General features: G+C 64.6%; 24 protein-coding genes, 1 tRNA gene and 1 pseudogene. 6 read left to right on the top strand and 20 right to left on the bottom strand.

The window, feature by feature from the left end:
* Positions 1 to 19: 19 nt before the first annotated feature.
* The 20 genes and pseudogenes from tssB to PSTAB_RS20120 form a co-directional block, all read right to left on the bottom strand.
* Positions 20 to 526: a type VI secretion system contractile sheath small subunit gene (tssB, locus tag PSTAB_RS20215; RefSeq protein ID WP_008567243.1), complete on the bottom strand. Its 507-nt coding sequence runs from the start codon at positions 524 to 526 to the stop codon at positions 20 to 22.
* Positions 527 to 543: 17 nt separating this feature from the next.
* Complete coding sequence (gene tssA / locus PSTAB_RS20210; protein ID WP_013984439.1) at positions 544 to 2,106, bottom strand: type VI secretion system protein TssA; 1,563 nt, start codon at positions 2,104 to 2,106, stop codon at positions 544 to 546.
* A gap of 378 nt (positions 2,107 to 2,484) precedes the next feature.
* Positions 2,485 to 3,387, bottom strand: coding sequence for a D-hexose-6-phosphate mutarotase (locus tag PSTAB_RS20205; protein ID WP_013984438.1), 903 nt, complete (start codon positions 3,385 to 3,387; stop codon positions 2,485 to 2,487).
* A gap of 100 nt (positions 3,388 to 3,487) precedes the next feature.
* The gene (locus PSTAB_RS20200) at positions 3,488 to 4,177 is read right to left on the bottom strand and encodes an ABC transporter permease (protein WP_011915108.1); all 690 of its coding nucleotides are present in this window, start codon (positions 4,175 to 4,177) and stop codon (positions 3,488 to 3,490) included.
* On the bottom strand, positions 4,174 to 4,869 hold the full coding sequence (locus PSTAB_RS20195) for an ABC transporter permease (RefSeq protein WP_011915107.1): 696 nt from the start codon (positions 4,867 to 4,869) through the stop codon (positions 4,174 to 4,176). The genes PSTAB_RS20200 and PSTAB_RS20195 overlap by 4 nt, the downstream gene beginning before the upstream one ends.
* Before the next feature lie 64 nt (positions 4,870 to 4,933).
* Complete coding sequence (locus tag PSTAB_RS20190; protein ID WP_011915106.1) at positions 4,934 to 5,689, bottom strand: ABC transporter substrate-binding protein; 756 nt, start codon at positions 5,687 to 5,689, stop codon at positions 4,934 to 4,936.
* A 14-nt stretch (positions 5,690 to 5,703) separates the two neighbouring features.
* Positions 5,704 to 6,477, bottom strand: a complete 774-nt coding sequence (locus PSTAB_RS20185; RefSeq protein ID WP_013984437.1) for an ABC transporter ATP-binding protein — start codon at positions 6,475 to 6,477, stop codon at positions 5,704 to 5,706.
* Between the two features lie 239 nt (positions 6,478 to 6,716).
* Positions 6,717 to 8,772, bottom strand: a pseudogene (locus PSTAB_RS20180) (BCCT family transporter).
* Between the two features lie 154 nt (positions 8,773 to 8,926).
* Complete coding sequence (locus PSTAB_RS20175) at positions 8,927 to 9,670, bottom strand: substrate-binding periplasmic protein (protein WP_041772020.1); 744 nt, start codon at positions 9,668 to 9,670, stop codon at positions 8,927 to 8,929.
* Positions 9,671 to 9,856: 186 nt separating this feature from the next.
* Positions 9,857 to 10,339, bottom strand: coding sequence for a thermonuclease family protein (locus PSTAB_RS20170; protein WP_013984433.1), 483 nt, complete (start codon positions 10,337 to 10,339; stop codon positions 9,857 to 9,859).
* Between the two features lie 223 nt (positions 10,340 to 10,562).
* Positions 10,563 to 10,638, bottom strand: a tRNA-Phe gene (locus tag PSTAB_RS20165).
* Positions 10,639 to 10,730: 92 nt separating this feature from the next.
* A complete protein-coding gene (locus tag PSTAB_RS20160) occupies positions 10,731 to 11,003 on the bottom strand; it encodes an oxidative damage protection protein (protein WP_011915101.1) in 273 nt (90 codons plus the stop codon).
* Complete coding sequence (mutY, locus tag PSTAB_RS20155) at positions 11,000 to 12,067, bottom strand: A/G-specific adenine glycosylase (protein ID WP_013984432.1); 1,068 nt, start codon at positions 12,065 to 12,067, stop codon at positions 11,000 to 11,002. The genes PSTAB_RS20160 and mutY overlap by 4 nt, the downstream gene beginning before the upstream one ends.
* Positions 12,064 to 14,286: an AsmA family protein gene (locus tag PSTAB_RS20150; protein ID WP_013984431.1), complete on the bottom strand. Its 2,223-nt coding sequence runs from the start codon at positions 14,284 to 14,286 to the stop codon at positions 12,064 to 12,066. The genes mutY and PSTAB_RS20150 overlap by 4 nt, the downstream gene beginning before the upstream one ends.
* Before the next feature lie 202 nt (positions 14,287 to 14,488).
* The gene (panM, locus tag PSTAB_RS20145; protein ID WP_026012467.1) at positions 14,489 to 14,887 is read right to left on the bottom strand and encodes an aspartate 1-decarboxylase autocleavage activator PanM; all 399 of its coding nucleotides are present in this window, start codon (positions 14,885 to 14,887) and stop codon (positions 14,489 to 14,491) included.
* An 88-nt stretch (positions 14,888 to 14,975) separates the two neighbouring features.
* Complete coding sequence (locus PSTAB_RS20140; protein ID WP_011915097.1) at positions 14,976 to 15,758, bottom strand: ABC transporter ATP-binding protein; 783 nt, start codon at positions 15,756 to 15,758, stop codon at positions 14,976 to 14,978.
* Positions 15,759 to 15,769: 11 nt separating this feature from the next.
* On the bottom strand, positions 15,770 to 16,639 hold the full coding sequence (gene ntrB, locus PSTAB_RS20135; RefSeq protein WP_013984430.1) for a nitrate ABC transporter permease: 870 nt from the start codon (positions 16,637 to 16,639) through the stop codon (positions 15,770 to 15,772).
* 26 nt (positions 16,640 to 16,665) lie between these two features.
* Positions 16,666 to 17,997 carry a CmpA/NrtA family ABC transporter substrate-binding protein gene (locus PSTAB_RS20130; RefSeq protein ID WP_013984429.1) on the bottom strand — a complete coding sequence of 444 codons (1,332 nt, stop codon included), beginning with the start codon at positions 17,995 to 17,997 and terminating at the stop codon, positions 16,666 to 16,668.
* A gap of 31 nt (positions 17,998 to 18,028) precedes the next feature.
* Complete coding sequence (locus PSTAB_RS20125; RefSeq protein WP_003282047.1) at positions 18,029 to 19,231, bottom strand: ISL3 family transposase; 1,203 nt, start codon at positions 19,229 to 19,231, stop codon at positions 18,029 to 18,031.
* A 437-nt stretch (positions 19,232 to 19,668) separates the two neighbouring features.
* Positions 19,669 to 20,970: a nitrate regulatory protein gene (locus PSTAB_RS20120; protein WP_011915094.1), complete on the bottom strand. Its 1,302-nt coding sequence runs from the start codon at positions 20,968 to 20,970 to the stop codon at positions 19,669 to 19,671.
* Positions 20,971 to 21,099: 129 nt separating this feature from the next.
* Here PSTAB_RS20120 and hisB point away from each other — a divergent pair, with 129 nt between their 5' ends.
* From hisB to PSTAB_RS20090, 6 genes are all read left to right on the top strand, one after another.
* Positions 21,100 to 21,693: an imidazoleglycerol-phosphate dehydratase HisB gene (gene hisB, locus PSTAB_RS20115; RefSeq protein ID WP_013984428.1), complete on the top strand. Its 594-nt coding sequence runs from the start codon at positions 21,100 to 21,102 to the stop codon at positions 21,691 to 21,693.
* Positions 21,693 to 22,331, top strand: coding sequence for an imidazole glycerol phosphate synthase subunit HisH (gene hisH, locus PSTAB_RS20110; RefSeq protein ID WP_013984427.1), 639 nt, complete (start codon positions 21,693 to 21,695; stop codon positions 22,329 to 22,331). Before hisB ends, hisH begins: the two co-directional genes overlap by 1 nt.
* A complete protein-coding gene (locus PSTAB_RS20105) occupies positions 22,332 to 22,592 on the top strand; it encodes a DUF2164 domain-containing protein (RefSeq protein ID WP_003303327.1) in 261 nt (86 codons plus the stop codon). It begins immediately after the preceding gene.
* A 36-nt stretch (positions 22,593 to 22,628) separates the two neighbouring features.
* The gene (hisA, locus tag PSTAB_RS20100) at positions 22,629 to 23,372 is read left to right on the top strand and encodes a 1-(5-phosphoribosyl)-5-[(5-phosphoribosylamino)methylideneamino]imidazole-4-carboxamide isomerase (protein WP_013984426.1); all 744 of its coding nucleotides are present in this window, start codon (positions 22,629 to 22,631) and stop codon (positions 23,370 to 23,372) included.
* A gap of 91 nt (positions 23,373 to 23,463) precedes the next feature.
* On the top strand, positions 23,464 to 24,234 hold the full coding sequence (gene hisF / locus PSTAB_RS20095) for an imidazole glycerol phosphate synthase subunit HisF (protein WP_013984425.1): 771 nt from the start codon (positions 23,464 to 23,466) through the stop codon (positions 24,232 to 24,234).
* A gap of 80 nt (positions 24,235 to 24,314) precedes the next feature.
* Positions 24,315 to 25,061, top strand: coding sequence for a substrate-binding periplasmic protein (locus PSTAB_RS20090; protein WP_011915089.1), 747 nt, complete (start codon positions 24,315 to 24,317; stop codon positions 25,059 to 25,061).
* Positions 25,062 to 25,084 lie beyond the last annotated feature (23 nt).

Genomic DNA, 25,084 nt, shown 5'->3' with positions numbered 1-25,084 from the left:
TGCTTCCTTGTCGGTGATATCAGGCGTCCAGCTTCTCTTTGGCCGCCAGGCCCAGTTCGCCGAGTACGCGGTCACGCGAGTCGTCATCGGCGAGTACGCTTTCGATGGCCTTGCGGAAGGCCGGAGCGTTGCCCAGCGGACCCTTCAGGGCGACCAGGGCGTCGCGCAGTTCCATCAGTTTCTTCAGCTCCGGGACCTGCTCGACCAGGTTTGCCGGATTGAAGTCTTTCATCGAGTTGATGCGCAGCTGCACGGCCAACTCGTCATCGGTCTGCTCGTCCTGCAGGCGGTTCGGCACGCCGAAGGTCAGGTTCAGCTCCTGCTTGGCCAGGACCTCGTCGAAGCTGTTCTTGTCGATGGCGATGGGCTTGCGGTCTTCGATCTTGCGGTCGTCGGCGCGCTGGGTGAAATCGCCCAGCACCATCAGCTTGAGGGGCAGCTCGACCTCTTCCTGAGCGTTGCCGGTGGCCGGCTTGAACGTGACGTTGATGCGTTCCTTGGGTGCAACCGAGCCTTCTTTGGCCATGGTGTTCTCCTTTGCGGTTAGTCCAGCACCACTTCGAGATCGAGGTGGCACAGCCTGCGGTAAATCTCATCCTTGCTTTCACGCACGGCGTGGTTCTGCGGCAACAGCTCGCAACAGCTGTGCAGCAGGCGCAGTACCTCGAGGGCGAGATCGGGTTCCCAGCTGCCCAGGCCGCTGGCCTCGAGCTGCTGGTCGAGTGCTTCGAGCTGGGTTTTGGCCAGCTCGTATTTCTTGGCCTGGTAGCACAGGCGGGCGAGGCTCAGTTGCCAGAAAAATCGCTCACGGCCGCCACGGGCGCGAGCAAGGCCCTGTTTGAGCTGCTGCACGGCGGGTTTGAGGCCTTCCTTGCGCAACAGGGGCAGCGCTTCCTGCAACGCCAGCTCCCAGCTCGGCTGTATGCTGCCGGAAGCAGGCGGCTCTTCCTGTCTCGTTGTGGCAGCAGGCTGCACATGTGGCAGGACCTGGCCGCTGATCCAGGCGCGGGTTTCGGCGTCGGCGAACGGCGTGCCGTCGTGGAAGCGCAGCTCCTCCAGACGCGGCAGGCGCTGCAGGAACAACGCGAGCTGAATCTCCACCTCGCGCATGGCCTGTTCGGCCGCCAGCTCCTGCAGGCACTCCCAGGCCAGGCGCTGACCGTCCAGCCAGAACGGGGCACGCGCGGTGCTGTTCTCCAGGTCCACCAGCAGGTCCGCATACAGGCCCTGGGCGAAACGTTCGCGGTAGTTGGCCAGCTTGTCGGCAGGTATCCCACGCAGGGCGGTGACCTGCTCGCCGTTGTGCTCCGGCAGGCTGTCGATGCTCAGCCACAGGAGCGTGCGTGACAGGCGCAGCGGCCGCAAATCGCTGGTGCGCTGCTTCAGCCACCAGGCTGTGAGCGGACGCGCCTGCTCCTGCAGGTTGCGCACCGCCTTGAGCGCTTCCTTGTCATTCTCGATCGGCGCGCCGGGGGCGAAGACCTGGCTGGCGACCTGTTTCACCTGGGCGATGGCTGCGCCGACCGTCCCGGGTTGCGATTGCCCCGAGCTGGCGCGCTTGACCATGCCGTCGAGCTGGCGGCATAGCGGCAGCAGCAATGGAGCATCTTCGCCGAGATGACCGGACAGGCACTGCTCCAGCGCATGCAGTTGCTCGGCCAGGCTGCGGAACAGCGCCAGCTGTTCGCCGACCGGGACGTCTTCGGAAAAGGTCTGTTCCAGCCGCGGCAGCAGCCAGTTGATCGCGGCGGCGCGCGTGCGCGGCTTGCGGGGATGCAGCTCGGCCCAGTGATTGCTGCACAGGTAGTGCAGAACGCTCAGGCCGGCCTGCAACCCGGCAAAGGACTCACGCTGGAACAGGCTCCAGGTCAGCCAGGCGGCGGCGCGCAGGTCCTTGGACAGCGAGGTGAGCAGCGTCTCGCTGCCCTCGCGGACCTTCTGCCAGTCGATGCCAGTGGTCTGGTGTAGCGCTCCGGCCTTGGCCAGCTCGGCCTCGAGCAATTCGAATTCGCTGCTGTAGCGAATATCATCGCCAGCGAAATTGCTGTCATTGACCGGCTTTCTGGCAAGTTCCAGATAATGCTTGCTGAGTGCGCTGGCGTGCATTGGGTCTTCCGTGACGCTCAAGTTCGATCCGTGAACTTTGAAACAGCCAAATATCAAGAACGGCATGTTTCCGAGAAAGGAGGTGCGCAACTTTTTGCACACCTTTCCTGCGCAATAAATTGCACAGGGCCTTATGGGGCGGGCATCCTAGACGGGGGGTATGTCTCATTCAAGGCGAGAAGTGTGATCTCTGTTGCAGTGGGAAATATTAGCCGGCAATCGACGGAACTAATTCAAAACTGCCGAAGAAGTTGCTCTGTGGAATAATTTAATTTTGTGCGAGATAAGCCAGTTGCATGTAAGTCATCACTTACATGCAACTATCTACTCGATCACAGAAAGATGATGGATACTATTATAGTCGAACGCAGCGACTATTCAGCGCGCAGGGATTGCGGTGACGGATACGCCCAACAGGTGCTGCTCGCCCGGCTGCAAGACCATTGCGTCGTCCAGCACATTGGCTGTCTCGATGCAGGCCATGCGCTGCCAGGCGTCGCCGGCGAAGCTGGACAGGCGCTTGGCCTTGTCGATCCAGGGGTTCCACAGCACCGCTGATCGCGAGCCGCGGGTGGTCAGCTGGATGCTGCGTTTCCATGCCGGGTCGACGAGCCTCAACGTTGTCGGGAGCTGCAAGTAGATGCGGTCGGTTTCGCCGTTGAACGCCAGGTCTCCGTTCTGCTGCTGGCGCTGCTGCCAATCCAGCAGCGTATCGATGTAGGGGCAGCCGGCCAGGCCTTCGACGCGAACCTGATGGATGTCGCCGACGGCGAAGTAGCTGTGCAGGGCCTGGCTGATGGTGACTGCCTGCGTGCTAACGTTGCGGCTGCTGAGGCTGAGCTCCAGCTCGTCGGCCAGGCGGATCTGCAGTGTCAGTTCGACCCGGTGCGGCCAGCCCGGCAGTGCGCCGAGCGCCTGCGGGCAGTGGAACTCGAGAATCGCCGTATCGCCTTCGCCGCGCTGCTCCCGCAGTTGCCAGGGCAGGGCGCGCACCAGGCCGTGGAAGGGCGCGGGTTGCTCGCCGTGGTAGCTCGCCTGGACCTCTTGTGGGTTGCGCGCCAGATCGCCGAACCACGGCCAGCATACGGGTACGCCTCCGCGTACCGATTGGCCCTGTTCGAAGGCGGCCTCCTCGCTGAGCCAGATGATCGGCGGCGCATCGCCCTGGCGATAGTTGAGGATCTGCGCGCCCTGTTCGGCGATCAGCAGTTCGTCCTCACCGCGGCGTAGTCGCCAGCAGGCGAGCTGGTTCATTTCGATGCGTTGGATATCGACAGGCATGGGGAATCTCGTAAGGGTTCGGGATCTGCGTCTGACCGCAGAGTGAAGGCGGGATTCAGAAAGGGTCACTGCCTCCTCGCGCAAGGAGGCAGTGCGGGAATCAGCGTCCCTGGCAGGCGTCGACCCGCAGCCAGCGCTCCAGCAGTTTGAAGCCCTGCATCAGCACGAAGGCGATCAGCAGATAGATCAGGCCGGCGGTGAGGAACATTTCCTCGTGCAGGTAGGTGCGGGCGGCGATCTTGCGCGCCATGCCGGTCAGTTCCAGCAGGGTGATGGTGCTGGCCAGCGCGCTGGCCTTGAGCATCAGGATCACCTCGTTGCTGTAGGCCGGCAGGCCGATGCGCGTAGCGCGCGGCAGGATGATGTGCAGCAGTGCCTGGCTGCGCGACATGCCCAGCGCGCGGGCGGCTTCGACTTCGCCATGGGGCACGTTCTGGATCGCGCCGCGGATGATCTCGGCGATGTAGGCCGCGGTGTGCAGCGTCATGGTGATGATCGCGCACCAGTAGGGGTCACGCAGGTACGGCCAGAGCGCGCTTTGGCGCACGATGTCGAACTGCGCCATGCCGTAGTACACGAGAAACAGCTGGACCAGCAACGGCGTGCCGCGGAAGAAGAAGATGTAGCCGTAAGGCAATGCCCGCACCGCCAGGTGCCGGGAAGAACGGGCAATACCCAGCGGTACGGCGAGAATCAGTCCGGTGATGACCGACACGCCGACCAGTTGCAGGGTCAGCCAGGCGCCGTCGATGAAGCTCGGCAGCCATTTGATGAAGATTTCCCAGGTCATGCTGCGCTCCGCACGAAGCCGCGGCCGGCACGTTTTTCGAGGAAGTGCATGCCGATCATGGCAACGATGGTCAGGCACAGGTAAATGAAGGCCGCCACCAGGAAGAAGGTGAAGGGTTCCTTACTGGCGGTCACCGCGATCTGCGAGCGGCGCATGATCTCCTCGAGACCGATCACCGAGACCAGCGCGGTGTCCTTCATCAGGATCATGAACAGGTTGCCGAGGCCCGGCAGGGCCAGGCGCCACATCTGCGGCAGGATCAGCCGCAGGAAGATACGGCGCTTGCCCAGGCCCAGTGCCAGGCCGGCTTCACGATGGCCCTTGGGAATGGCCAGCAGCGCACCGCGGAACACCTCGGTGGCATAGGCGCCAAAGCACAGGCCGAGGGCGATGGTGCCGGCGGCAAACGGGCTCAGGGCCAGGTTGGCGATGCCGAACAGTTCGCCAAGGCCGCGAATCAGGTTGATGGTGCCGAAATAGATCAGCAGCACCCAGAGCAATTCGGGTACGCCGCGCACGATGGTTGAGTAGGTGCCGCCGATCCAGCGCAGGGCGCTGTAAGGCGACGTCTTGGCCAGCGCGCCGAGCAGGCCGAGCACCAGCCCCAGCGCCAGGGAGGCGAGGGCCAGTTGGATGGTCATCCAGGTGCCGGCGAGCAGGGCCGGACCGAATCCGTGAAGGTCAGGAATCATAGAAGCTCAAACACCGAAGCCCGGTCGGCCAGAAGGCTGGCGACCGGGCTTCGGCTCGGTTGGATCAGTAAATGCTGAACGGGAAGTACTTGTCGTTGATCTGCTTGTAGGTGCCGTCAGCGATGATCTCCGCCAATGCCTTGTTCAGCCGCTCGCGCAGTTCATCGTTGCCCTTGCGCACGGCGATGGCGATCTTGTCGTCATCGAATACCGGCTCGCCCTTGAACTCGAAGTTCTTGCCGGCATCGCTCTTGAGCCATTCCCACTGCACGAAGGTGTCAGCCAGGATGCCGTCGACGCGACCGGAGGCCAGGTCCAGATAGGCGTTTTCCTGGGTGTCGTAGAGCTTGATGTCGACGACGCGATCCAGGTTGTCTTCCAGCCAGGTGCCGGCGATGGTCGCGCGCTGCGCACCGATCACTTTGCCTTTCAGGTAGCTCTCGTCGGTCTTGAAGTCGACGTTCTTCGGCGCCACGAACTGCAGCTTGTTGGTGTAGTAGTGGTCGGTGAAGTCGACGGCGTTCTTGCGCTCTTCGGTGACCGACATGGAGGCGGCGAGGAAGTCGAACTTGCCGGCGTTCAGCGCCGGAATGATGCCGTCCCAATCAGAGGTAACCACCTCGCACTCGACCTTCATCTTGGCGCACAGCGCGTGGGAGATATCCAGGTCGAAGCCGACCACCTTGCCGCTGGCGTCGATCAGGTTGAAGGGTGGGTAGGCGCCTTCGGTACCAATCCGTAGTTTTTCCGCCGCGAATGCCTGGGTGCCGATGATCAGCGAGGCAGCAGCGGTCAGCAGGATCTTCTTATAGCTCTTCATGCGGTGTTGCTCCATTAGCGATGGCTGGACATGAATTGTTTACAGCGCGCCGATTGAGGATTGTCAAATACCTGCTCGGGCGTTCCCTGCTCCTCGACCAGACCCTGATGGAGGAACACCACTTCGCTGGATACCTGCTTGGCGAAATTCATTTCGTGGGTGACGAGCAGCATAGTCCGGCCTTCCTCGGCGAGCGACCGAATCACTGCTAGCACTTCTTGTACCATTTCCGGGTCCAGCGCCGAGGTGGGCTCGTCGAACAGGATCACCTTGGGCTGCATCGCCAGCGTGCGGGCGATCGCCGCGCGCTGCTGCTGGCCACCGGAAAGCTGATTGGGGTAGACGTGGCGCTTGTCGGCGATGCCGACCTTGGCCAGCAGGGCTTCGGCCACCTCGGTGGCTTCGGCCTTGCTCTGGCCCAGCACGCGGCGCGGCGCCTCGATGATGTTGTCGAGGATGGTCATGTGCTGCCAGAGGTTGAAGTTCTGGAACACGAAGCCCAGCTCGCTGCGAATCCGGTTGAGCTGCTTGCCGTCGGCGGCGATCAGGTCTCCCTGCTTGTCGCGCTTGAGCTTGAGTTGCTCGCCGGCCACCAGGATCTCGCCCTCGTGAGGGTTTTCCAGAAGGTTGATGCAGCGCAGAAAGGTGGACTTGCCGGAGCCTGAAGAGCCGAGGATGGAAATCACATCGCCGTCACGAGCGGTCAGCGAGATGCCTTTGAGAACTTCCAGATCGCCGTAGCGCTTGTGCAGGTTGCGGATTTCCAGTGCAGGGATGGCCTCGGCCATGAAGGGTCCTCTTTCAGACCGGCGATGGCCGCCAGGGTCCGGATATTCTGTTGGTGCGCTCCGCGCGAACTGCTCGCCATCCTGGCGAGGCGCAAACCTAGCATGCACCGCGGCATGCGCCAAGCGCCGATAAAGCGAGGCGCACGGGCTGTGGGCATCGAAAAGCTGCCATCTGTCGTCAACCACCGTTTTCGCTGGCGGCTTCGTATCGTCTGCGCCGGGCCGCCGTCGACCGGCCCCTACTGCGGCGCGACCTTCGGCGGCTCCGATTCGTTACCAAGCATTTCGTCGTGTTCGTCCATCTTCCACGGCAGGCTGCCGGGCGAGATATGCAGGAAGTGCAGGTACTTCTCGAACTGGTCGAGGATGTCGCTGATGATCTCCGCCTGGTCATAGCCATAAATGTCATAGGACTGCCCGCCACGGCGCAGGAACACCTCGGCGCGGTAGTAGTGCTCGTCGCCGTCCGGGCTTTGTGGCTGGGCGAAAGCCGGCATGGCGTAGCTGATCAGGCGGATCTCGTAGACGAAGTCGAGCTGGTCGTCCTTGATCACCTCCAGATACAGGCGCGAATTGGCTTCGTCTATCTGGACCTCGGCCGGCCAGCCCTGCTCGGCCAGGCCACGCTGCACGCGACGCATGCCCTTGAGCACGGTACTGGCCATGAAACCTTCCACCTCCTCGCGGCTGGGAAAGGTGACCAGCCCGGCCAGGCGCTTCTTCCACACGCCCGGGCCGGCTGCTGCGCTCTGCCGGTTGGCGGTCTGCACGTGGGTCTGCAGGCTCAGCTGATGCCCCTCGATCACCAGCGCCCGCCACATGCCCAAGGCGATCAGCATCATCAGGATGCAGAACGGCAGGCCGGCAGCGATGGCCATGGTCTGCAGCGCACTGAGGCCTCCGGCGAGCAGCAGCACGGAGGCCACCACGCCTTCGATCGTCGCCCAGAACACGCGCTGCCAGGTCGGCGTATGGATGGCGCCGCCGGCGGCGATGGAGTCGATTACCAGCGAGCCGGAGTCCGAGGAGGTGACGAAGAAGGTCACGATCAGCAGCACCGCGAGGATCGAGGTCAGTGTGGTCCAGGGCAATAGCTCGAACAGCTTGAACAGCGCCACCGCGTGGTCGGCCTGCACATCCTGGATCAGCGTGTTGTACCCCTCGACCATGATCAGGTGCAGGGCCGTGTCGCCGAACACCGAGAACCAGAAGAAGGTGAACATGGTCGGCACGATCATCACGCCGAAGACAAACTGGCGGATGGTCCGACCACGGCTGATCTTGGCGATGAACAAGCCGACGAAGGGCGACCAGGAGATGGTCCAGCCGAAGATGAACAGCGTCCAGTTGCCGATCCAGTCGCTGCGACTGTAGGCCTGCAGGTTGAAGGTGCGCTCGACGATGTTGTTCAGGTAGCTGCCGGTGTTCTGCAGGAAGGTCTCCAGGATGAAGATGGTCGGGCCGACTGCGAGCACGAACAGCATCAGCACCGTGGCCAGCACGATGTTGAGCAGCGACAGGTTCTTCACCCCCTTTGTCGAGCCCGGCGACCACCGAGGCGATGGCCATGCAGGTGATGATGGCGATGGTGATCACCTGCACCGTGATGTCCACTGGTACGTCCCACAGATAGTTCAGGCCGGCGTTGATCTGGGTGACCGACAGGCCGAGCGTGGTGGCGATGCCGAACAGCGTGCCGAGGATTACCAGCACGTCGACGAAATGGCCGATCGGCCCGTAAATGCGCTCGCCGATCAGCGGATACAGCGCCGAGCGCAGCGACAGCGGCAGGCCGTGGCGGAAGGCGAAATAGGCCAGCGCCAGGCCGACGATGCCGAAGATGCCCCAGATGTGAAAGCCCCAGTGGAAGAAGGCGATCTGCATGGCCTGCTTGGCGGCATCCACCGTCTCCGGCGCGCCGGCCGGTGGCGTCGAATAATGCAGCACCGGCTCGGCGACACCGAAGAACAGCAGGGCGATGCCGTAGCCGGCGGAGAACAGCATGGCGAACCAGGCAGGGAAACTGTACTGCGGCTCGGAGTGGTCAGGGCCCAGCTTGATGTTGCCCCATTTGGTCAGGGCGATGCCGACGATGAACACCAGGAAGAACGCCACCGACAGCATGTAGAACCAGCCGAAGGTGCGGGTGATGTACGCCAGCACCGAATCGAACAGCTCCCCGGCCAGTTCCGGATTGCTCGCCGTGCCGATCACCAGCAGCAGCGTGATCACCACCGCGGGGATGAACACGGGAAACAGAATGATGGCCTTGGGCAATTTCCTAGCGGCGTCCATGGGCGGTCAGCCTCCGTTTGAGCGGGTGATGAGCGGGATGTACGCGGCGAAACCTCCGGATTGCCCGAACGCTGCCTTCTGGGTAGACGGCCCGAAGCGTCGAATGATTCAGCGAAAAGATGCGATGGAAGGTCGATCGGGGCGGCCGTGGCCGCTAGAAGGCAGGCTGCAGCCCGTGTCGGCGCAGGATGCGCGCGATGCTGCCATCGGCGATCAGTGCCTCCAGCGCATCGTCGAAACGCTGGAAGCGTGTCTCGCTCACCGCCACGCGGGAAAGCCCGATGGCGTAGGAAACGCTTTGCAGCTCACCCGCTTCGTGGATATTCACCAGCCGCTCCTGCTCGATCAGGTGCCAGGCCACATCCTGGTTGACCACCGCCACGCCCTGTCCGCCAAAGCGTCCGGCCTGCAGCATGCGCATCAGACGACGGTTGTCCGACTCCAGAATCATCTGCACGTCGTCCACCTGGGCCAGATGTTCGCTCAATACGAACGAGGTACCGGATGGGCCGTACACCGCAACGGTGCGGCCAGCCAGGTCTTGTGCGCGATGAAACACGAAGCCGCTGGCACCGCGTGCATACACGCCGTAGCGCGAGGTCGCCAACATGCGGGTGAGGTGGAAGGCGCGTTCGCGTTCCGGCGAGCGGATCACGGTGAAAATGCCGTCCACCTCACCCGCCTCGGCCAGGGCCAGCGCGCGGCGCCAGGGCAGCAGCTGGATCGGGCAGTCGATACCCATCCGCGCGCAGACGGCTTCGACGATCTCGACGAAGGGCCCGGCGGCCCTGTCGTCGTCAGTCTTATGCGTGGCTGCGTAGGTGAATGGCGGGAAGTCTTCGGTGACGAAGCGCAGCTGTTCGGCATGGCTGTCGCCGACTGCCAGGGCTAGCGCCATCCAGAGTGCAATTCGGCGTATGGCCATGGTCGAGGTTCCCGGCGCGGTGACAGCAGCAGGTGCGCTCCGTCCGTGAGCATCAGGCTAGCGCGTCGGGCGCCACAGCGCGACCCCCGGTGACGGTGTCGCGGATCGAGCGGCCGGGGCGAGTCTGCGGGTTACGCCGGTTTGCGAGGTGCGGGTTATCTAGCGCCTGGCGCTGCGCATTTCCTTGCGCCATTCCCATGGCGGTTGCTGTTCGGTCTTGTGCAACGCCCAGAGGCCCCGCTTGAACTCCCGGGCGACCGCCTCGAGATCGAGCAGGGTGCGGTCCTTCAGTTGAGCACGATATGCCCAGGCAGTGCCGGTGCGGACCATCTCGGCGTTGACGTCGGTGTCCCCGGCCCTAACGCGAGCCAGGGTTCGCCCCTGGTCGTCGCGACCCTGGACCGCGAGCTGGACGTTCTTGCCGAACACATAGCCGGAAAGTGCCTGACGGGCCTGGGCGCCATACGGCTGCTTGAGCTCCGGTGCATCGATCTCGGCCATCCGTACCCTGAGCCGATCGCCCTCGGCGGTACGGCAACTGAAGACGTTGCCATCGGCAATGCCGATCACCCGGCAGTCGGTTGTTTGCGCGGACGCGGGAAGGGCGGTGAGCAGCAGGGCGGCGAGTACACAGCGCAGCATGGGAGCGATCGCTTCGGTTGGGGCCGGCGAGGGTAACAGGCCGATCACCGGCCGAACCGGAGCAAGGTCTCAGATGGTCACGTTGGGCCCCGGCGGCAGCTGCGCGGAAGAATTCCATTGGCTGTGCAGCCGATTCGGCTGAATTGCAGGCAACAAAAAACCCGCACTAGGCGGGCTTCTTGTGGGCTTTCGGGTGGTCTTGGCACCACCTGAAAACGAAAGGTGGTGCCCAGGGACGGAATCGAACCGCCGACACGGGGATTTTCAATCCCCTGCTCTACCGACTGAGCTACCTGGGCAACGGGGCGCTATTAGACGGATTTGCCTTTTGCCTGTCAAGCGCGGCCCGGAAAATATTTAATCCGGACGGGCGCTTAGCGCAGCCGGGCGGTTATTCGCTGGGTGGCACGTAGCCTTCGGCCTTGGCGTAGTCCTCGCCGGAGAAGAACTTGTCCATCTCGCCCTGGAGAAACTTGCGGTCCTCGGCGTTCATCATGTTCAGGCGGCGCTCGTTGATCAGCATGGTCTGGTGTTTCTGCCAGTCGTCCCAGGCCTGCCTGGAGATGTTGTTGTAGATGTCCTCGCCTTTCTGGCCCGGAAACGGCGGGCGCTCGAGGCCGGGGAGTTCCTGGTTGTACTTGCGGCAGTTCACGGTGCGGGTCATGAGGTCTCTCCTGCATTCAATTCAGCGGCGGCGCGCTTGAGCAGTGTCTTTACCGGCGCGGCAAGGCCGAGGCGCGGCGGGGTGGCGAGGTTATACCAGAGCCAGTCCGCCTCGGCCACGGCGTCGGGCGCGGTCTTGACCCTGATCAGCCAGGGTTCGATGGCCAGCTGGAAATGGCTGAAGGTGTGGGTCAACCCTGGCAGTTCGCGACGGTCTTCCAGCTGCAGCGCATGCCGTTCGGCCAGAGGATCGAGGGCAGCGAGGTCGTCCAGTTCCGGCAGGCTCCAGAGCCCGCCCCAGAGCCCGCTCGACGGGCGACGGTAGAGCAGGATGGCGCCGTCGCGATTGGCCAGCAGCGGCATCAGCGTGCGCTTTTGCGGCAGCGCCTTGCGCGGCTTGGGTACCGGGAAGTCGGTTTCGCGCCCGAGCAGATGGGCGCGGCAGCCGTCCCTGAGCGGGCAGAGCAGGCAGCTCGGGCGGCTGCGCGTGCACAGCGTGGCGCCAAGGTCCATCATCGCCTGGGTGTAATGGTTGACCCGCTGCCGGGGGGTGAGGCGCTCGGCCACCTCCCACAGCTGGCGGGCCACCTTCGGCTCGCCGGGATAACCGTCCTGGGCAACGTAGCGGGCCAGCACGCGTTTGACGTTGCCGTCGAGAATCGGCGCGCGCAGACCCATGCTGATGCTGGCGATGGCGCCGGCGGTCGATCGGCCTATCCCGGGAAGCTCGGCGAGCTTGTCGACATCCGCGGGGAATATGCCACCGTATTCGGTAACCACGCGCTTGGCGGTCTTGTGCAGGTTGCGTGCGCGGCTGTAGTAGCCGAGGCCCGTCCAAAGATGCAGCACTTCATCTTCCTCGGCCGCGGCGAGCGAGTCGACGGTGGGCAGCGCATCCATGAAGCGGTCGAAGTAGCCGAGCACGGTGCTGACCTGGGTCTGCTGCAGCATGATCTCCGACACCCAGACCCGGTACGGCGTGATGTTCTGCTGCCAGGGCAGGTCCTTGCGGCCGTGGCGGTCGAACCAGTCGAGGACCGCCGCGCCGAACTGCTCCGGGCTCATCGCTTGAACAGGCCCTTGAGGGCGTCCTTGAGTTCCGGGCTGACCTTGTCGCCGAGCTTCTCCTCGATCTTCTCGTTGAGCCTTTCGCCGGCCAGCCTGGCGGCGATCTTGCCGAGGGCGTCATTGTCGAAACGGCAGGCCTTGGCGCCCAGCTCCAGCGGGCCGCGGCAGCGCAGTGGCCACTCGATGCCGACGTAGCGCTCGTTGACCTGGCAGGCAGGGTCCGGCATGGCGCCCTTGTCGCCTTCGATGACGATGCCGACGCGATAGTCCATGCCCAGCACGCGCAGGTCGACATCGCCGTTGCCATTGACCGTCAGGCCGGGGATGCTGGCCTTGAGGTCGGGGTTGCTGGCCACGCCGTTGCGCAGGGTCAGGTTGCCCTTGAGTTCGCGGAAGGGGGTGTCCTTGCTGCGTGGCTCGCTGGACAGCGGCTTGCGGTTGAGCGTGGCGATGGCGCGGCAGAGCTGCTGCTCGAGGTTGGCATCGACCAGCACACCGTTGTCGATGATGAAGCCGACCTTGCCGTTGAGGTTGTCGACCCAGGCCTTCTGGCTGTTGCCCTGGGTGCGCAGGTCGGCATCCAGGTTCAGCAGACCCTTGACCACCACCTCTTCGCCCTGGCTTTCCAGCAGGCGCTCGATTGGCACGCCGTTGAAGCGGTTCTGCAGCGTCAGCAGCGGCTGGGCCTGGCGCACGTCGAGGCTGGCGCTGCTGTCCAGGCGTCCGCCGTAGAGGCCGCCGCGCAGTTCCTGCAGGTTCAGCTGGCCGTTGCGGGCTCGGGCCTTGAGGTTGAAGCCCTCCAGCGGCAGTTGCATGGCGGTCAGGCTGCCGATGGCCAGGCTGACCTCGCTGTCGAGCTTGCGCAGCTGATCCAGCGGCAGCACCGAGGCCTCGCTCCAGGCCTGCTGGGTCGGTGCGTTGGGCAGCGGGGTGCTGCCGCTGCCGACCGCGGCGGCCTGGGTGTTCTTCACTTCGCTCTTGCGCGCGGCGCCGGCCGGCTCGTCCTTGCTTGGCGGCGGCAGGTAGCGGTCGAGATTCAGCCGATCACCCTTGAGATCGACGCGCAGCGCCTGGCGGGCGAAGTCGCTGATGGCGATGCGGCCGGTGAAGGTGCTGTCATCGAGCTTGAGGGTCAGTTCTTCCAGCGCCAGGCTGTTGGCCGTACCGCTCAGCCGGCTGACCAGCTCGGCCCTGCTCAGCGCATTGCCATCAGCCATGGCCGGCAGCTGCTGCCCTGTGCCCTGGAGGAATTCGCGCAGGTTGAACTGCGCCACGGTCATCGCGCCGCTGATCTTCGGTTCCTTGTCCAGGTCGCGCGCCTTCAGCTCGCCCAGCCCACGCAGCTGGTTGGCGGTGAACTTGAGGCTGTTCCATTCGGCAATCTGCGCGGCGAGATCGACCAGCAGCTGGCCCTGGGCGCTGAAGGTCAGGGTCTGGCCCTGCAGCGGCTCGCCGGAGGCCTCGCCGGACAGGCGCATGTCCTCGAACTGGTAGCGCTTGAGCTGGTTGTCGAAACGCAGCGCGCCTTGCAGCTCGGTGCGCGCGCGCATCACCGGCTGATTGCTGCCGAAGAAGGCGTTGAGCTTCACCGGGATCGAGCTGCCCTCGCGGATCGCGCCGGTCGTGAGCTCGATGCTTTCGGCGCTGTATTGCTGGCCGGTCTTGGCGTCGCTGTAGGTCACGCGCGCATCGCTGACGGTCAGGCTGTCGATATCCAGTGTGAGCGGCTTGCGTGCGGACGATGCCTCTTCGCGCTGTTCGGTTTGCGGCTCGGCAGCTTTCGGCGGCTCGCCGGCCTGTTCGCTGCGACCGGCCGGCTGGCCGACGCCTTCCCAGTTGCCGCGACCCTGTTCGTCACGGCTGAGCGTCAGGTTGAGGCCATTGACGGTGATATCGCTCATCTGCACTTCGCGGCTGAGCAGCGGCATCACCCGTACGGAGAGCCCGAGCATGCGCAAATCGGCGAACGGCTGTTCGGGGGTCTGCGCGCTGGCCAGGGTGGTGTCGTGCAGCTCCAGGCCGAGCCAGGGGAACAGGCTCCAGCCGATGTCGCCCTTGATGTCCAGTTCGAGGCCGGCCTTGTTGCGCGCCAGGTCGCGGATCTCGTCCTTGTAGTCGTTGGGATCGAACAGGTGGGTCAGGGCGAAGCCTGCCGCCACGAGGATCAGCAACAGTCCGAGAATGACCAGGCCCAGGATTTTGCCGAGCGATTTCATGGACGAGTCCTTGTAGAGAAGCGGTCTGAAAGGTGGCGAGTATAGCCCCGTGCTCTCCGATGTCGGGAGGCGGCCGGGGTTGGAGTGGCGTGCGCGGAGCTGGTTCCGCGCGAGGGTTGCGGCACCGCGCGGGCAGACGAACTGTCGCGCCGGGTGGTGAGCCAGCAGCGCGTTCGGCCGCCATTCAGCCCGTCATCGTTACCTACAGCGGGTCCAGCGGCAGATGGGTGCGCGCGGCCAAGGCGCTGGCTTCCAGATGGCCGGCGGGAGCGGCCAGGCGCAACGGTTTGCCGGCTTCACTGGCCTGGCGCTGGGTTTCCTCCAGCAGCCGGCGGCCGACGCCGCGCTTGCGGGTGAGCTTGCGTACGCACAGGTGCGACAGGCGCCAGGCGTCGTCGCCGCGCTGCAGCAGGGCGGCGCCGAGCAGGCGGTCATTGAAGCGCCCGGCGATCAGGCTGCCATCGGCCAGCGCCGCGGCGATCAGCGTGTCGGCGCTGGAATAGGGCGCCAGCAGCCAGTCGGGTGCATCGGCGTAGATTTTCGCCAGGTCGGTAAGGTCCTGCGGGCTGGGCTGGGTGACGGATTCGACGTAGACGGGCATGGCGACCTTGCGACGGCTGGGCGGAATGCCGGCAAGCATACGCCGAACCGCCGCCAGCGCACGAGACGCCGGCGGTGGGCGCGCCCGATCAGTGCAGGCGATGGCGCTCGTGGAGGAAACTCAGCACCGCACGACGGTAGTGATTGTACTCGGGGTCATCGGCCAGGGCGATGCGGTCGCGCGGGCGCGGCAGTTTCACGTCGAGAATCTCGCCGATGGTCGCCGAGGGGCCATTGGTCATCATCACGATGCGATCGGAGAGCAGCACGGCCTCGTCGACATCGTGAGTGATCATCATCATGGTGTTGCCCAGCTCCTTCTGGATCTTCATCACCTCGTCCTGCAGGTGCGCGCGGGTCAGCGCATCCAGCGCGCCGAACGGCTCGTCGAGCAGCAGCACCTTGGGCTTCATCGCCAGCGCGCGGGCGATGCCGACGCGCTGCTTCATGCCGCCGGAGATTTCCTGCGGGTATTTGTTCAGCGCATGGCCCATGTTCACCAGCGCCAGGTTGTGCTCGATCCATTCGCGCCGTTCGCGCTTGCCCATGCTGCGCTTGAACAGCTTGTTCACTGCCACCTCGACGTTCTCGTAGACGGTCAGCCAGGGCAGCAGCGAATGGTTCTGGAACACCATGCTGCGGTCCGGGCCCGGCCCGCGCACTTCCTTGCCGTCGAGAATCACCCCGCCGAGGCTGGGCTCCAGCAGCCCGGCGACGATGTTCAGCACCGTCGACTTGCCACAGCCGGAGTGGCCGATGATGGAGATGAACTCGCCCTTGGCGATGTTCAGGTTGATGTCCTTGAGCACCTGCGAGGCGAGGTTGCCGCGCACGAAACTCTTGTCTAGGTGTTCGATGGAGAGATAGCTCATGGCGTTGCTCCTCAGTTGGCCGGAATGCCGCGGGTGATGCGCTGGCCGACGAAGGCCACCAGGCGATCGAGTACGAAGCCGACCACGCCGATGTAGACGAGCGCGAGGATGATGTCGCTGATGCGCGAGGCGTTCCACGCATCCCAGATGAAGAAGCCGATGCCGACGCCGCCGATGAGCATCTCCGCGGCGATGATCGCCAGCCACGACAGGCCGACGCCGATGCGTAGGCCGGTGAAGATGTAGGGCGCGGCGGCCGGCAGCATGATGGTCTTGAAGTATTCGAAGCCATTGAGCTGCAGCACCTGGGCGACGTTGCGGTAGTCCTGCGGGATGTTGCGGATGCCCACCGCGGTATTGATGATGATCGGCCAGATCGCGGTGATGAAGATGACGAACAGCGCCGAGGGATGGCTGTCCTGAAAGCCCGCCAGCGACAGCGGCAGCCAGGCCAGTGGCGGCACGGTGCGCAGCACCTGGAAGATCGGATCGAGGCCGCGCATGGCCCAGTCCGACTGGCCGATCAGCACGCCGAGGCCGACCCCGGCGACTACCGCCAGCAGATAGCCGACCGCTACCCGTTCGAGGCTGGCCAGCAGTTGCCAGGCCAGGCCCACGTCATTGCCGCCGTTGTCGTAGAACGGATCGACGATCAGTTCCCAGGTTTCCGCGATCACCTGCGAAGGCGGTGGCAGCGCGGCATCGGCACCGGAGCAGAGCATCTCCCAGATCACCCCGAGCACCAGCAGGATGACCAGTGGCGGCAACAGCTGCTGCACCGCGTAGCGGCCGCTACGCTGCATCAGGGCAGCGGCTCTGGATGGGCGGACAATGGACACCGGCTCGGTGCTGGCGGGCTGCAGTTTGACGTTGGCATTCATGGGCTTTTCCTCGCGGGTTGCGGCTATCAGGCCATGGCCTTGATGGTCAGGCTGTCCAGGTAGGCTTGCGGGTTCTCGGGATCGAACAGCTTGCCGTCGAAGAACTTCTCCACGCCGCGGGAGGTGGAGGTCGGGATCAGCTCGGCGGGCAGGTTCAGCTCGCCGGCCGCGGCGCGCCAGATGTCTTCGCGGTTGACCTTGGCGATCAGCGCCTGGCTGTCGAAGTCGGCCGGCAGGTAGCCCCAGCGCTTGTTCTCGGTGAGGAACCAGAGGTCGTGGCTCTGGAACGGATAGGAGGCGTGGTCGTCCCAGTAGCGCATCTGCTCGGGATGGTTCTCGATGACCTTGCCGGTGCCGTAGGCGAAGTTGCCCTTCATGCGGTCGACGATGTCCTTGTAGGGCGCGCCGATCCACTTGCGTTGCGAGCAGATCTTCGCCACTTCTTCCTTGTTCTCGGCCTTCTCGCAGAACTGCTGGGCTTCCATGATCGCCATGGTCAGCGCGCGGGCCGCGTTGGGGTTGGCCGCCACGTAGTCGCTGCGCAGGGCGAAGGCCTTCTCCGGATGGTTGTGCCACAGCTCGCCGGTGGTGTTGGCGGTGTAGCCGATCTTCTGGTTGATCAGCTGGGCGTTCCACGGCTCGCAGACGCAGAAGGTGTCCATGCTGCCGACCTTCATGTTGGCGACCATCTGCGCTGGCGGCACGACGATGGTGTTGATGTCGGCGTTCGGGTCGATGCCGCCGGCGGCCAGCCAGTAGCGCATCCACAGGTCGTGTGTGCCGCCGGGGAAGGTCACTGCGGCGCTGACCTTCTTGCCGCCAGCCTTCTTCGCCTCCAACGCCGCCTTGAACCGCGTGCTGTCGAGGCCGATCTTCAGATCGCGATACTCCTCGCCCACCGAGATGCACTGCCCGGCCAGGTTGAGCCGCGCGAGGATCGACATGGGCACCGGCTGGTTGTTCGGCGTGACGATGCCGGCGCTGATCAGGTAGGGCATGGGCGTGAGGATGTGCGCGCCATCGATGCCGTTCTTCGCCGAGCCGAGCACCAGGTTGTCGCGGGTGGTGCCCCAGGAAGACTGCTTGAGCACCTCGACCTCGGTCATCCCGTACTTGGCGAAGAAGCCTTTTTCCGCGGCGACGAACAGCGGTGCGGCGTCGGTCAGGGCGATGAAGCCGAGCTTGGCCTTGCTGGTTTCCACGTCGCCGCCCGCAGCCCAGGCGGCCGAACGCATGCCCAGGGACATGCCGCCGAACAGGGCGACCCCGCTGGCGGCGATGATCGAATGCTTGAGGAAGCTGCGGCGCGAGGCCAGGGTCAGGTCGCTGGGCTGGTCATTGTTCGGCTTGTCGGTCATGGTCGAATTTCCTTTGGGCGAAAAAAAAGGTTCATCGCGCTTTCCCGGGGAAGGCGGCCTTGATTTTCAGGAAGAAGTACTCCGAGTCCCGGAATCCATAGGCCATGCGCTTGATTACCTTGATGCGGTTGTTAACACCCTCAAGGACGCTGGTATGCATGTGGAAGTGAGCACTGGCAAGGATGCCTCGCGCGTATTTGCGCAGGTTGCGAGCGAAGCGTTGCAGCGGCGCGAGGTCGCTCTCGCGAGCATGTCGCAGCCAGGTTCGCCAGCGTCGCCAACCCTCTCGTACGCTGGGGGCGTACCAAACATCCTTCAGCGCATCCTTGAGCACATAGACCGTAGCCAACGGCTGGTTGGCAGCAAGCAGCTCCTGTAACTGCACGGCCTGTCCGTCCTTCAGGTTGTCGCGGTTGCGCAGCAGCAGCCAACGACTCTGCTTGACCGCCTTTCGTGCCGGCTTGTCTTCGCGCAGAAGGTTGGCCTGGTCGACCCGGATTCGGTCGATCACATCCCGACCGTAGCGCGCGACGACGTGAAACAGGTCGTACACCACTTCGGCCTGCGGGCAATGCTTCTTCACCTCCAGGTCGAAAGCCGTGTTCATGTCCATGGCCACCGCCTCAATCTGCTGGCAGTGCTCGCCGAGCAATTCAAAGAACGGGCGGATCGCCTCACGGCTGTTGCCGTGGCCGACCCACAGCACCCGTGTTCGCTCGGCGTCCATGATGACCGTGGCATAGCGATGCCCCTTGTGCAGGGCGAACTCGTCCATCACCAGGCGGCGGACACCGCTTGAATAGAAGGTGCCTACCTCGGCTTGCAGGCGGCGCTTGTCGAGCGTCTTGAGGGTGTGCCAGTGCAGGCCGGTGAGCTGGCTGACGTGGCTGATCGGCAGCAGCCGCAGCAAGCTTTCGAGCCAGACCTGTAACCGCCGGGTCAGGCGAGATGCAGGCTCCAGCCAGTCGATCCGCTCGGTCACCCGACCACAGTTCAGGCAATCGACTCGGCGCACGGGTAGTTGAAGCAAGACGCGCTGATCGAACAGATCACGATCGCGCACCAGACGAATTCGGCGCTCGTGAATCAACGGACTGAGCTGACCACAACGCCCGCACTTGGGCACTGAACCGGCTTGAGGCTCGAGCTCAATCAGAAGGGAGTTGTTGGCGGATGAACGGCAGGCAACGGCGTCATAGCCTGGCCAGAACGAGGCAAGATCAATAGGATGCACGGCGACAGCAGGGACAGGTGAAGGGTGTGTTTGGCGACTGCCAATTTACCTGCTTCCCTGACTGTCAACTCGCTCTTCCCCCAGAGTCCGCGAAGAACCAAAAAAAACGGCGCCACACCGCCCGGCTGGAGCCGGAGAGCGTGGACACCGTTGTCCTGAAAGTCAGTTGTGGAAGCCGAGCGATCCGGCCTTGAACAGGTCATTGCGAAAGCTGTGCCAGGGTGCACTGGAGGCGCCCGTCGGCGCCGCCGGAATGCTCGAGCGACAGGCTGGTGGGCAGGTAAATCAGGCACTTGGCTCGCGCAGTCGAGGCGCAAGGCCGGCGCGCTGGGGAGGCGGGTCGCCGCCATCGACGAGCTGAATGGGCAGGCTGGCTTGCGGGTCGCTGCACAGTCGCGGGGCAGGGCGGGCCCCTGGGCGGCACGGCGTGCCTGTTTTCAGTGCCGGCAACGCTGGCCGCGTGCGGCCGTGTTCGCCGAACCGTCCAACGCCAGCAGGCGCTGGGCGACTTCCTCCAGGCGCAGGCCCTGGTTCATTGCTGCCTGACGCAGCCGGCCGTAGGCCTCGCCTTCCGAGCAGCCCTGCTGGCGCATCAGCTGCTGCTTGGCACGCTCCACCTGCTTGCGCTCGTCCAGCGCCTGGCGTGCCTCGCGCAACTCCTCATTGAGGCCCTGCAGGCGCACGCTCTGGGTCAGCAGCAGCTCCAGCGTCGAGCGCGCCACCATCGCGGTCATGCCATCCGGCGGTGGCGTGTCGAGGTCGCTGGCCTGCACGCTGAACAGCTTGGCCTGCTCGGCGGCGGCGTGCATGTCGGCGATGCCGTCGAGCAGCTTGCGATGGCTCTGCAGGTCCTTGCGGATGCGCTCGATGCTCTGCCGGCACTGCTGCAGCAGGTCCTGCTCCAGGCGAGTCTCGACATGTTTCATGGCGTCGATGCGGCCGGTGTGCAGCTCGAACCAGAGTTCGCCCAGCTGCGCCTCGACCGCCGCGCCCGGGTTGGTCCGGCGGGCGATGTCGCGCAAGCGGCAGGCGTTGATGTTGGTATCGCTGGCACACAGGGCTTGCCATAGCGCCTGCGCCGCTGGGCTGGCGAAGCGGCTGAAGGTGTCGAAGCAACGCTCCTGCCCTTCCAGCAGGTGCTCCAGGCGCTCCAGCATGTCGGCGCGGAAATAGCCGCTGGCGAAGCCGACCACCCCCAGTGCGCGCTCCTGGCCGGCCAGCTCCTTGCCCTGCATGAAGTTGAACAGTGCCACCAGGCAGCGCGTGATGTGCGGATCGGAAGCGGTGTCAGCGGCTTCGAAGACGACGGCCAGCAGCCCGCCGATCAGGCGTACCAGCGTCGCCGTGGCGTCCTGCATGCTGATCGCGTGCTCGCGGATGCGTCGGCGCAGCGCGGGCAGCTCGTCCAGGCTGTGCAGGGCATAGGCGATGCGGGTGAACAGCCGGGTCTTGTCCGCCGCGCTGACCGCCTCCAGGTCGATGCGGTCCAGATCCTGGCGCACCGCACGCTCCAGCGCCTCGGCCTCCAGGCTCAGCGCATCCAGCTGCTGGCGCTGGTGAGCGGCATTGCCGCCGAGGTAGATGTTCGAATAGCCGCGTTCCTTCTGCAGCGCGTGAACCAGCTGGCTGATGCGCGTGACCAGCTCGCAGGTGCGGGTCAGATCCTCCAGGCCGAGCAGTTCGCTGCGCCGGGAGGCGAGCATGAAGCGCAGGGTCGCAGGCATTTTCCGTCCGTGCATGGGCGGCACCTCGGCGGTTGGACGACCAGCTTCCTGCAAGATGCAGTCCAGCCGCCCGGCGCATATCCGCGCCCGGGCGTTTGCGCCTATAATGAGCCCCTTTTCGCCCCACGATCAGCGGAGCTGTTGATGTCCGAACGTACGGCTTGCGTAGAGCGCAACACCCTGGAAACCCAGGTCAAGGTCACCATCAATCTCGATGGCACCGGCAAGGCGCGCTTCGCCATCGGTGTGCCTTTCCTCGAGCACATGCTCGACCAGATCGCCCGTCACGGGTTGATCGACCTGGATATCGAATGCAACGGCGACCTGCACATCGACGACCACCACACCGTCGAGGATGTCGGCATCACCCTCGGCCAGGCCTTCGCCAAGGCCATCGGCGACAAGAAAGGCATGACCCGCTACGGGCACGCCTACGTGCCGCTGGACGAGGCGCTGTCGCGCGTGGTGATCGACTTCTCCGGGCGTCCCGGGCTGACCATGCACGTGCCTTACACCCGAGCGGTGGTCGGCAAGTTCGACGTCGACCTGTTCCAGGAATTCTTCCAGGGCTTCGTCAACCACGCCCTGGTGACCCTGCACATCGACAACCTGCGCGGAACCAACACCCACCACCAGATCGAGACGGTGTTCAAGGCCTTCGGCCGCGCGCTGCGCATGGCCATCGAGCTCGATCCGCGCATGGCCGGGCAGATGCCGTCGACAAAGGGGTGCCTGTAATGCAGACCGTTGCCGTCATCGACTACGGCATGGGCAACCTGCATTCGGTGGCCAAGGCACTGGAGCATGTCGGCGCTGGCCGCGTGCTGATCACCAGCGATGCGCAGGTCATCCGTGAAGCCGACCGCGTGGTGTTTCCCGGCGTCGGCGCGATTCGCGACTGCATGGCCGAGATTCGCCGGCTGGGCTTCGACGAACTGGTCCGCGAAGTCAGCCAGGACCGCCCGTTTCTCGGTATCTGCGTCGGTATGCAGGCCCTCATGGAGCGCAGCGAGGAGAACGACGGCGTCGACTGCATCGGCCTGTTTCCCGGCCAGGTGCGCTTCTTCGGCAAGGATCTGGTTGAGGACGGCGAGCACCTGAAGGTGCCGCACATGGGCTGGAACGAGGTCAAGCAGGCGGTGGATCACCCGCTCTGGCACGCGATCCCGGACAATGGCCGCTTCTACTTCGTGCACAGCTATTACATCGAGGCCGGCAATCCGCGCCAGGTGGTCGGCCGTGGCCACTACGGCAAGGACTTCGCCGCCGCGCTGGCAGAAGGCTCGCGCTTTGCCGTGCAGTTCCACCCGGAAAAGAGCCATACCCACGGCCTGCAGCTGCTGCAGAACTTCGCCGCCTGGGATGGCCGCTGGTAAATGAGCCGGGCCAAGCTCAAGCCGCCGGTCCTGACGCTGGATGCCGCTCAGGAGCAGGCGGCGCAACAGGTCATCAAGCGCTTTCTGCAAGAGCGGTTCGAACTCGAACTGGGCTCGTTCGAGGCGCAGGAAGTGCTCGATCTGTTCGCCCGGGAAATCGCGCCGCTGTATTACAACAAGGCGATCTTCGACGTGCAGAGCCACCTGAAGGAGCGGTTCGAGAGCATCGAAAGCGACTTGTGGGCACTCGAGAAGAGCTGACCCTTAACCGACACTTGATTTGAACAGGTTCAAGCCATGCTGATTATCCCCGCTATCGATCTCAAGGACGGCGCCTGCGTACGTCTGCGCCAGGGCCTGATGGACGACGCCACGGTGTTCTCCGATGACCCGGTGGCCATGGCTGCCAAGTGGGTCCAGGCCGGCTGCCGCCGCCTGCATCTGGTCGACCTCAACGGGGCCTTCGAAGGCCAGCCGGTCAACGGCGAAGTGGTCACCGCCATTGCCAAGCGTTACCCGGAGCTGCCGATCCAGATCGGCGGCGGCATCCGTACCCTGGAAACCATCGAGCACTACGTGCGCGCCGGTGTCAGCTACGTGATCATCGGCACCAAGGCGGTGAAAGAGCCGCAGTTCGTTACCGAGGCCTGCCGTGCCTTCCCGGGCAAGGTGATCGTCGGTCTGGACGCCAAGGACGGCTTCGTCGCCACCGATGGCTGGGCGGAAGTCTCCAGCGTGCAGGCCGTCGATCTGGCCCGCCGTTTCGAGGCCGATGGCGTCTCGGCGATCGTCTACACCGACATCGCCAAGGACGGCATGATGCAGGGCTGCAACGTCGAGGCCACCGTGGCCCTGGCCAACGCCAGCCGTATCCCGGTGATCGCGTCCGGTGGCATCCACAACATCGGCGACATCCAGAAGCTGCTCGACACCAACACCCCGGGCATCATCGGAGCCATTACCGGCCGCGCCATCTATGAAGGCACGCTGGATGTGGCCGAGGCGCAGGCGCTCTGCGACCTCAAGCTGAAAGACGAGTAAGCCGTAAGGCGGACCACGCTCCGTGTGCCGCCATGCATTCCCCGGCGGATAGCGCCATGCGGCCCTGTCCGCCCTACGAGAGAGATCGACCATGGCCCTGGCCAAACGCATCATTCCCTGCCTCGACGTGGACAACGGCCGCGTGGTCAAGGGCGTCCAGTTCGAGAACATCCGCGACGCCGGTGACCCGGTGGAGATCGCCCGGCGCTACGACGAGCAGGGCGCCGACGAGATCACCTTCCTCGACATCACCGCCAGCGTCGACAACCGCGATACCACGCTGCATACCGTCGAGCGCATGGCCAGCCAGGTGTTCATCCCGCTGACCGTGGGTGGCGGCGTGAGGACCGTGCAGGACATCCGCAACCTGCTCAATGCGGGAGCCGACAAGGTCTCGATCAACACCGCCGCGGTGTTCAACCCGGACTTCGTCGGCGAGGCCGCGGACCGTTTTGGCTCGCAGTGCATCGTGGTCGCCATCGACGCCAAGAAGGTCTCTGCGCCGGGCGAGCCGGGCCGCTGGGAAATCTTCACCCACGGCGGCCGCAAGCCCACCGGGCTGGACGCGGTTGAATGGGCGAAGAAGATGGAAGCCCTCGGCGCCGGCGAGATCCTGCTCACCAGCATGGATCAGGACGGTGTGAAGAGCGGCTACGACCTGGGCGTCACCCGCGCCATCAGCGAAGCGTTGTGCATCCCGGTGATCGCGTCGGGGGGCGTCGGCAACCTGCAGCACCTGGCCGATGGCATCCTCAAGGGCAAGGCCGACGCGGTACTGGCGGCCAGCATCTTTCACTTCGGCGAGTACACGGTGCCGGAGGCCAAGGCCTACCTGGCCGCTCGCGGCATCGTGATGCGTTGATCGCGGCGCGCCGCCCACACGGCTGACGCGCTACAAGGACACGCCCGCTGCTGTTGCGGGCGAGCAATCAGGAGATTCTCATGCTCAAGACCATAGCTTCCATTGCCAGTGCGTTGCTGTTCGGCGTCTCGCTGGCTCATGCCCAGGCCCCGGCGAAGATCGACCTGCTGACGGAGAACTTTCCGCCCTACAACATGGCGGCCGACGGCAAGAACTTCGCCCGCGATGAAAACATCAGCGGTATCGCGGTGGACATCGTGCGCGAGATGTTCAAGCGCGCCGGGGTCGATTACACGCTGACACTGCGTTTCCCCTGGGAGCGCATCTACGGCATGGCGCTGGAGCAGGCCAACTACGGGGTGTTCGTCACCGCGCGGCTGCCCGAGCGGGAAGAGCTGTTCAAGTGGGTCGGCCCCATCGGCCCGGACGACTGGGTGCTGCTGGCCCGTGGCGACAATCCGATCAACCTGACCAGCCTGGACCAGGCTCGCCAGTACACGGTCGGCGCCTACAAGGGTGACGCCATCGCCGAGCACCTGGAGGGCCAGGGTCTGCAGCCGGTGCTTGCCCTGCGTGATCAGGAGAACGTGAAAAAGCTGCTCGACGGCAAGATCGACCTCTGGGCCACGGGCGACCCGGCCGGCCGCTACCTGGCTCGACAGGAAGGCGTGACCGGGCTCAAGCGCGTGCTGCGCTTCGACAGCGCCGAACTCTACCTGGCGCTGAACAAGCAGGTGGCCGACGAGACGGTGCAGAAGCTGCAGCAGGCACTGGACCAGATGCGCCGCGAAGGCGTGATCGACGAGATCAACGCGCGCTATCTCTGAGTTGCTTCCTCTCGCCTGACGCG

This window comes from Stutzerimonas stutzeri, from assembly GCF_000219605.1.
Taxonomy (GTDB): Bacteria; Pseudomonadota; Gammaproteobacteria; order Pseudomonadales; family Pseudomonadaceae; genus Stutzerimonas; species Stutzerimonas stutzeri.
Note: the sequence above shows the minus strand (reverse complement) of the source record. Positions and strands in the feature narration are given on the sequence as shown.

Bases quoted from the DNA above. Each gene is read 5' to 3' on its own strand.
- tssB (WP_008567243.1), bottom strand. From the start codon at position 526: ATGGCCAAAGAAGGCTCGGTTGCACCCAAGGAACGCATCAACGTCACG.
- tssA (WP_013984439.1), bottom strand. From the start codon at position 2,106: ATGCACGCCAGCGCACTCAGCAAGCATTATCTGGAACTTGCCAGAAAG.
- PSTAB_RS20205 (WP_013984438.1), bottom strand. From the start codon at position 3,387: ATGCCTGTCGATATCCAACGCATCGAAATGAACCAGCTCGCCTGCTGG.
- PSTAB_RS20200 (WP_011915108.1), bottom strand. From the start codon at position 4,177: ATGACCTGGGAAATCTTCATCAAATGGCTGCCGAGCTTCATCGACGGC.
- PSTAB_RS20195 (WP_011915107.1), bottom strand. From the start codon at position 4,869: ATGATTCCTGACCTTCACGGATTCGGTCCGGCCCTGCTCGCCGGCACC.
- PSTAB_RS20190 (WP_011915106.1), bottom strand. From the start codon at position 5,689: ATGAAGAGCTATAAGAAGATCCTGCTGACCGCTGCTGCCTCGCTGATC.
- PSTAB_RS20185 (WP_013984437.1), bottom strand. From the start codon at position 6,477: ATGGCCGAGGCCATCCCTGCACTGGAAATCCGCAACCTGCACAAGCGC.
- PSTAB_RS20175 (WP_041772020.1), bottom strand. From the start codon at position 9,670: ATGGCGCTAGCCCTGGCAGTCGGCGACAGCCATGCCGAACAGCTGCGC.
- PSTAB_RS20170 (WP_013984433.1), bottom strand. From the start codon at position 10,339: ATGCTGCGCTGTGTACTCGCCGCCCTGCTGCTCACCGCCCTTCCCGCG.
- PSTAB_RS20160 (WP_011915101.1), bottom strand. From the start codon at position 11,003: ATGACCCGCACCGTGAACTGCCGCAAGTACAACCAGGAACTCCCCGGC.
- mutY (WP_013984432.1), bottom strand. From the start codon at position 12,067: ATGAGCCCGGAGCAGTTCGGCGCGGCGGTCCTCGACTGGTTCGACCGC.
- PSTAB_RS20150 (WP_013984431.1), bottom strand. From the start codon at position 14,286: ATGAAATCGCTCGGCAAAATCCTGGGCCTGGTCATTCTCGGACTGTTG.
- panM (WP_026012467.1), bottom strand. From the start codon at position 14,887: ATGCCCGTCTACGTCGAATCCGTCACCCAGCCCAGCCCGCAGGACCTT.
- PSTAB_RS20140 (WP_011915097.1), bottom strand. From the start codon at position 15,758: ATGAGCTATCTCTCCATCGAACACCTAGACAAGAGTTTCGTGCGCGGC.
- ntrB (WP_013984430.1), bottom strand. From the start codon at position 16,639: ATGAATGCCAACGTCAAACTGCAGCCCGCCAGCACCGAGCCGGTGTCC.
- PSTAB_RS20130 (WP_013984429.1), bottom strand. From the start codon at position 17,997: ATGACCGACAAGCCGAACAATGACCAGCCCAGCGACCTGACCCTGGCC.
- PSTAB_RS20120 (WP_011915094.1), bottom strand. From the start codon at position 20,970: ATGCACGGACGGAAAATGCCTGCGACCCTGCGCTTCATGCTCGCCTCC.
- hisB (WP_013984428.1), top strand. From the start codon at position 21,100: ATGTCCGAACGTACGGCTTGCGTAGAGCGCAACACCCTGGAAACCCAG.
- hisH (WP_013984427.1), top strand. From the start codon at position 21,693: ATGCAGACCGTTGCCGTCATCGACTACGGCATGGGCAACCTGCATTCG.
- PSTAB_RS20105 (WP_003303327.1), top strand. From the start codon at position 22,332: ATGAGCCGGGCCAAGCTCAAGCCGCCGGTCCTGACGCTGGATGCCGCT.
- hisA (WP_013984426.1), top strand. From the start codon at position 22,629: ATGCTGATTATCCCCGCTATCGATCTCAAGGACGGCGCCTGCGTACGT.
- hisF (WP_013984425.1), top strand. From the start codon at position 23,464: ATGGCCCTGGCCAAACGCATCATTCCCTGCCTCGACGTGGACAACGGC.
- PSTAB_RS20090 (WP_011915089.1), top strand. From the start codon at position 24,315: ATGCTCAAGACCATAGCTTCCATTGCCAGTGCGTTGCTGTTCGGCGTC.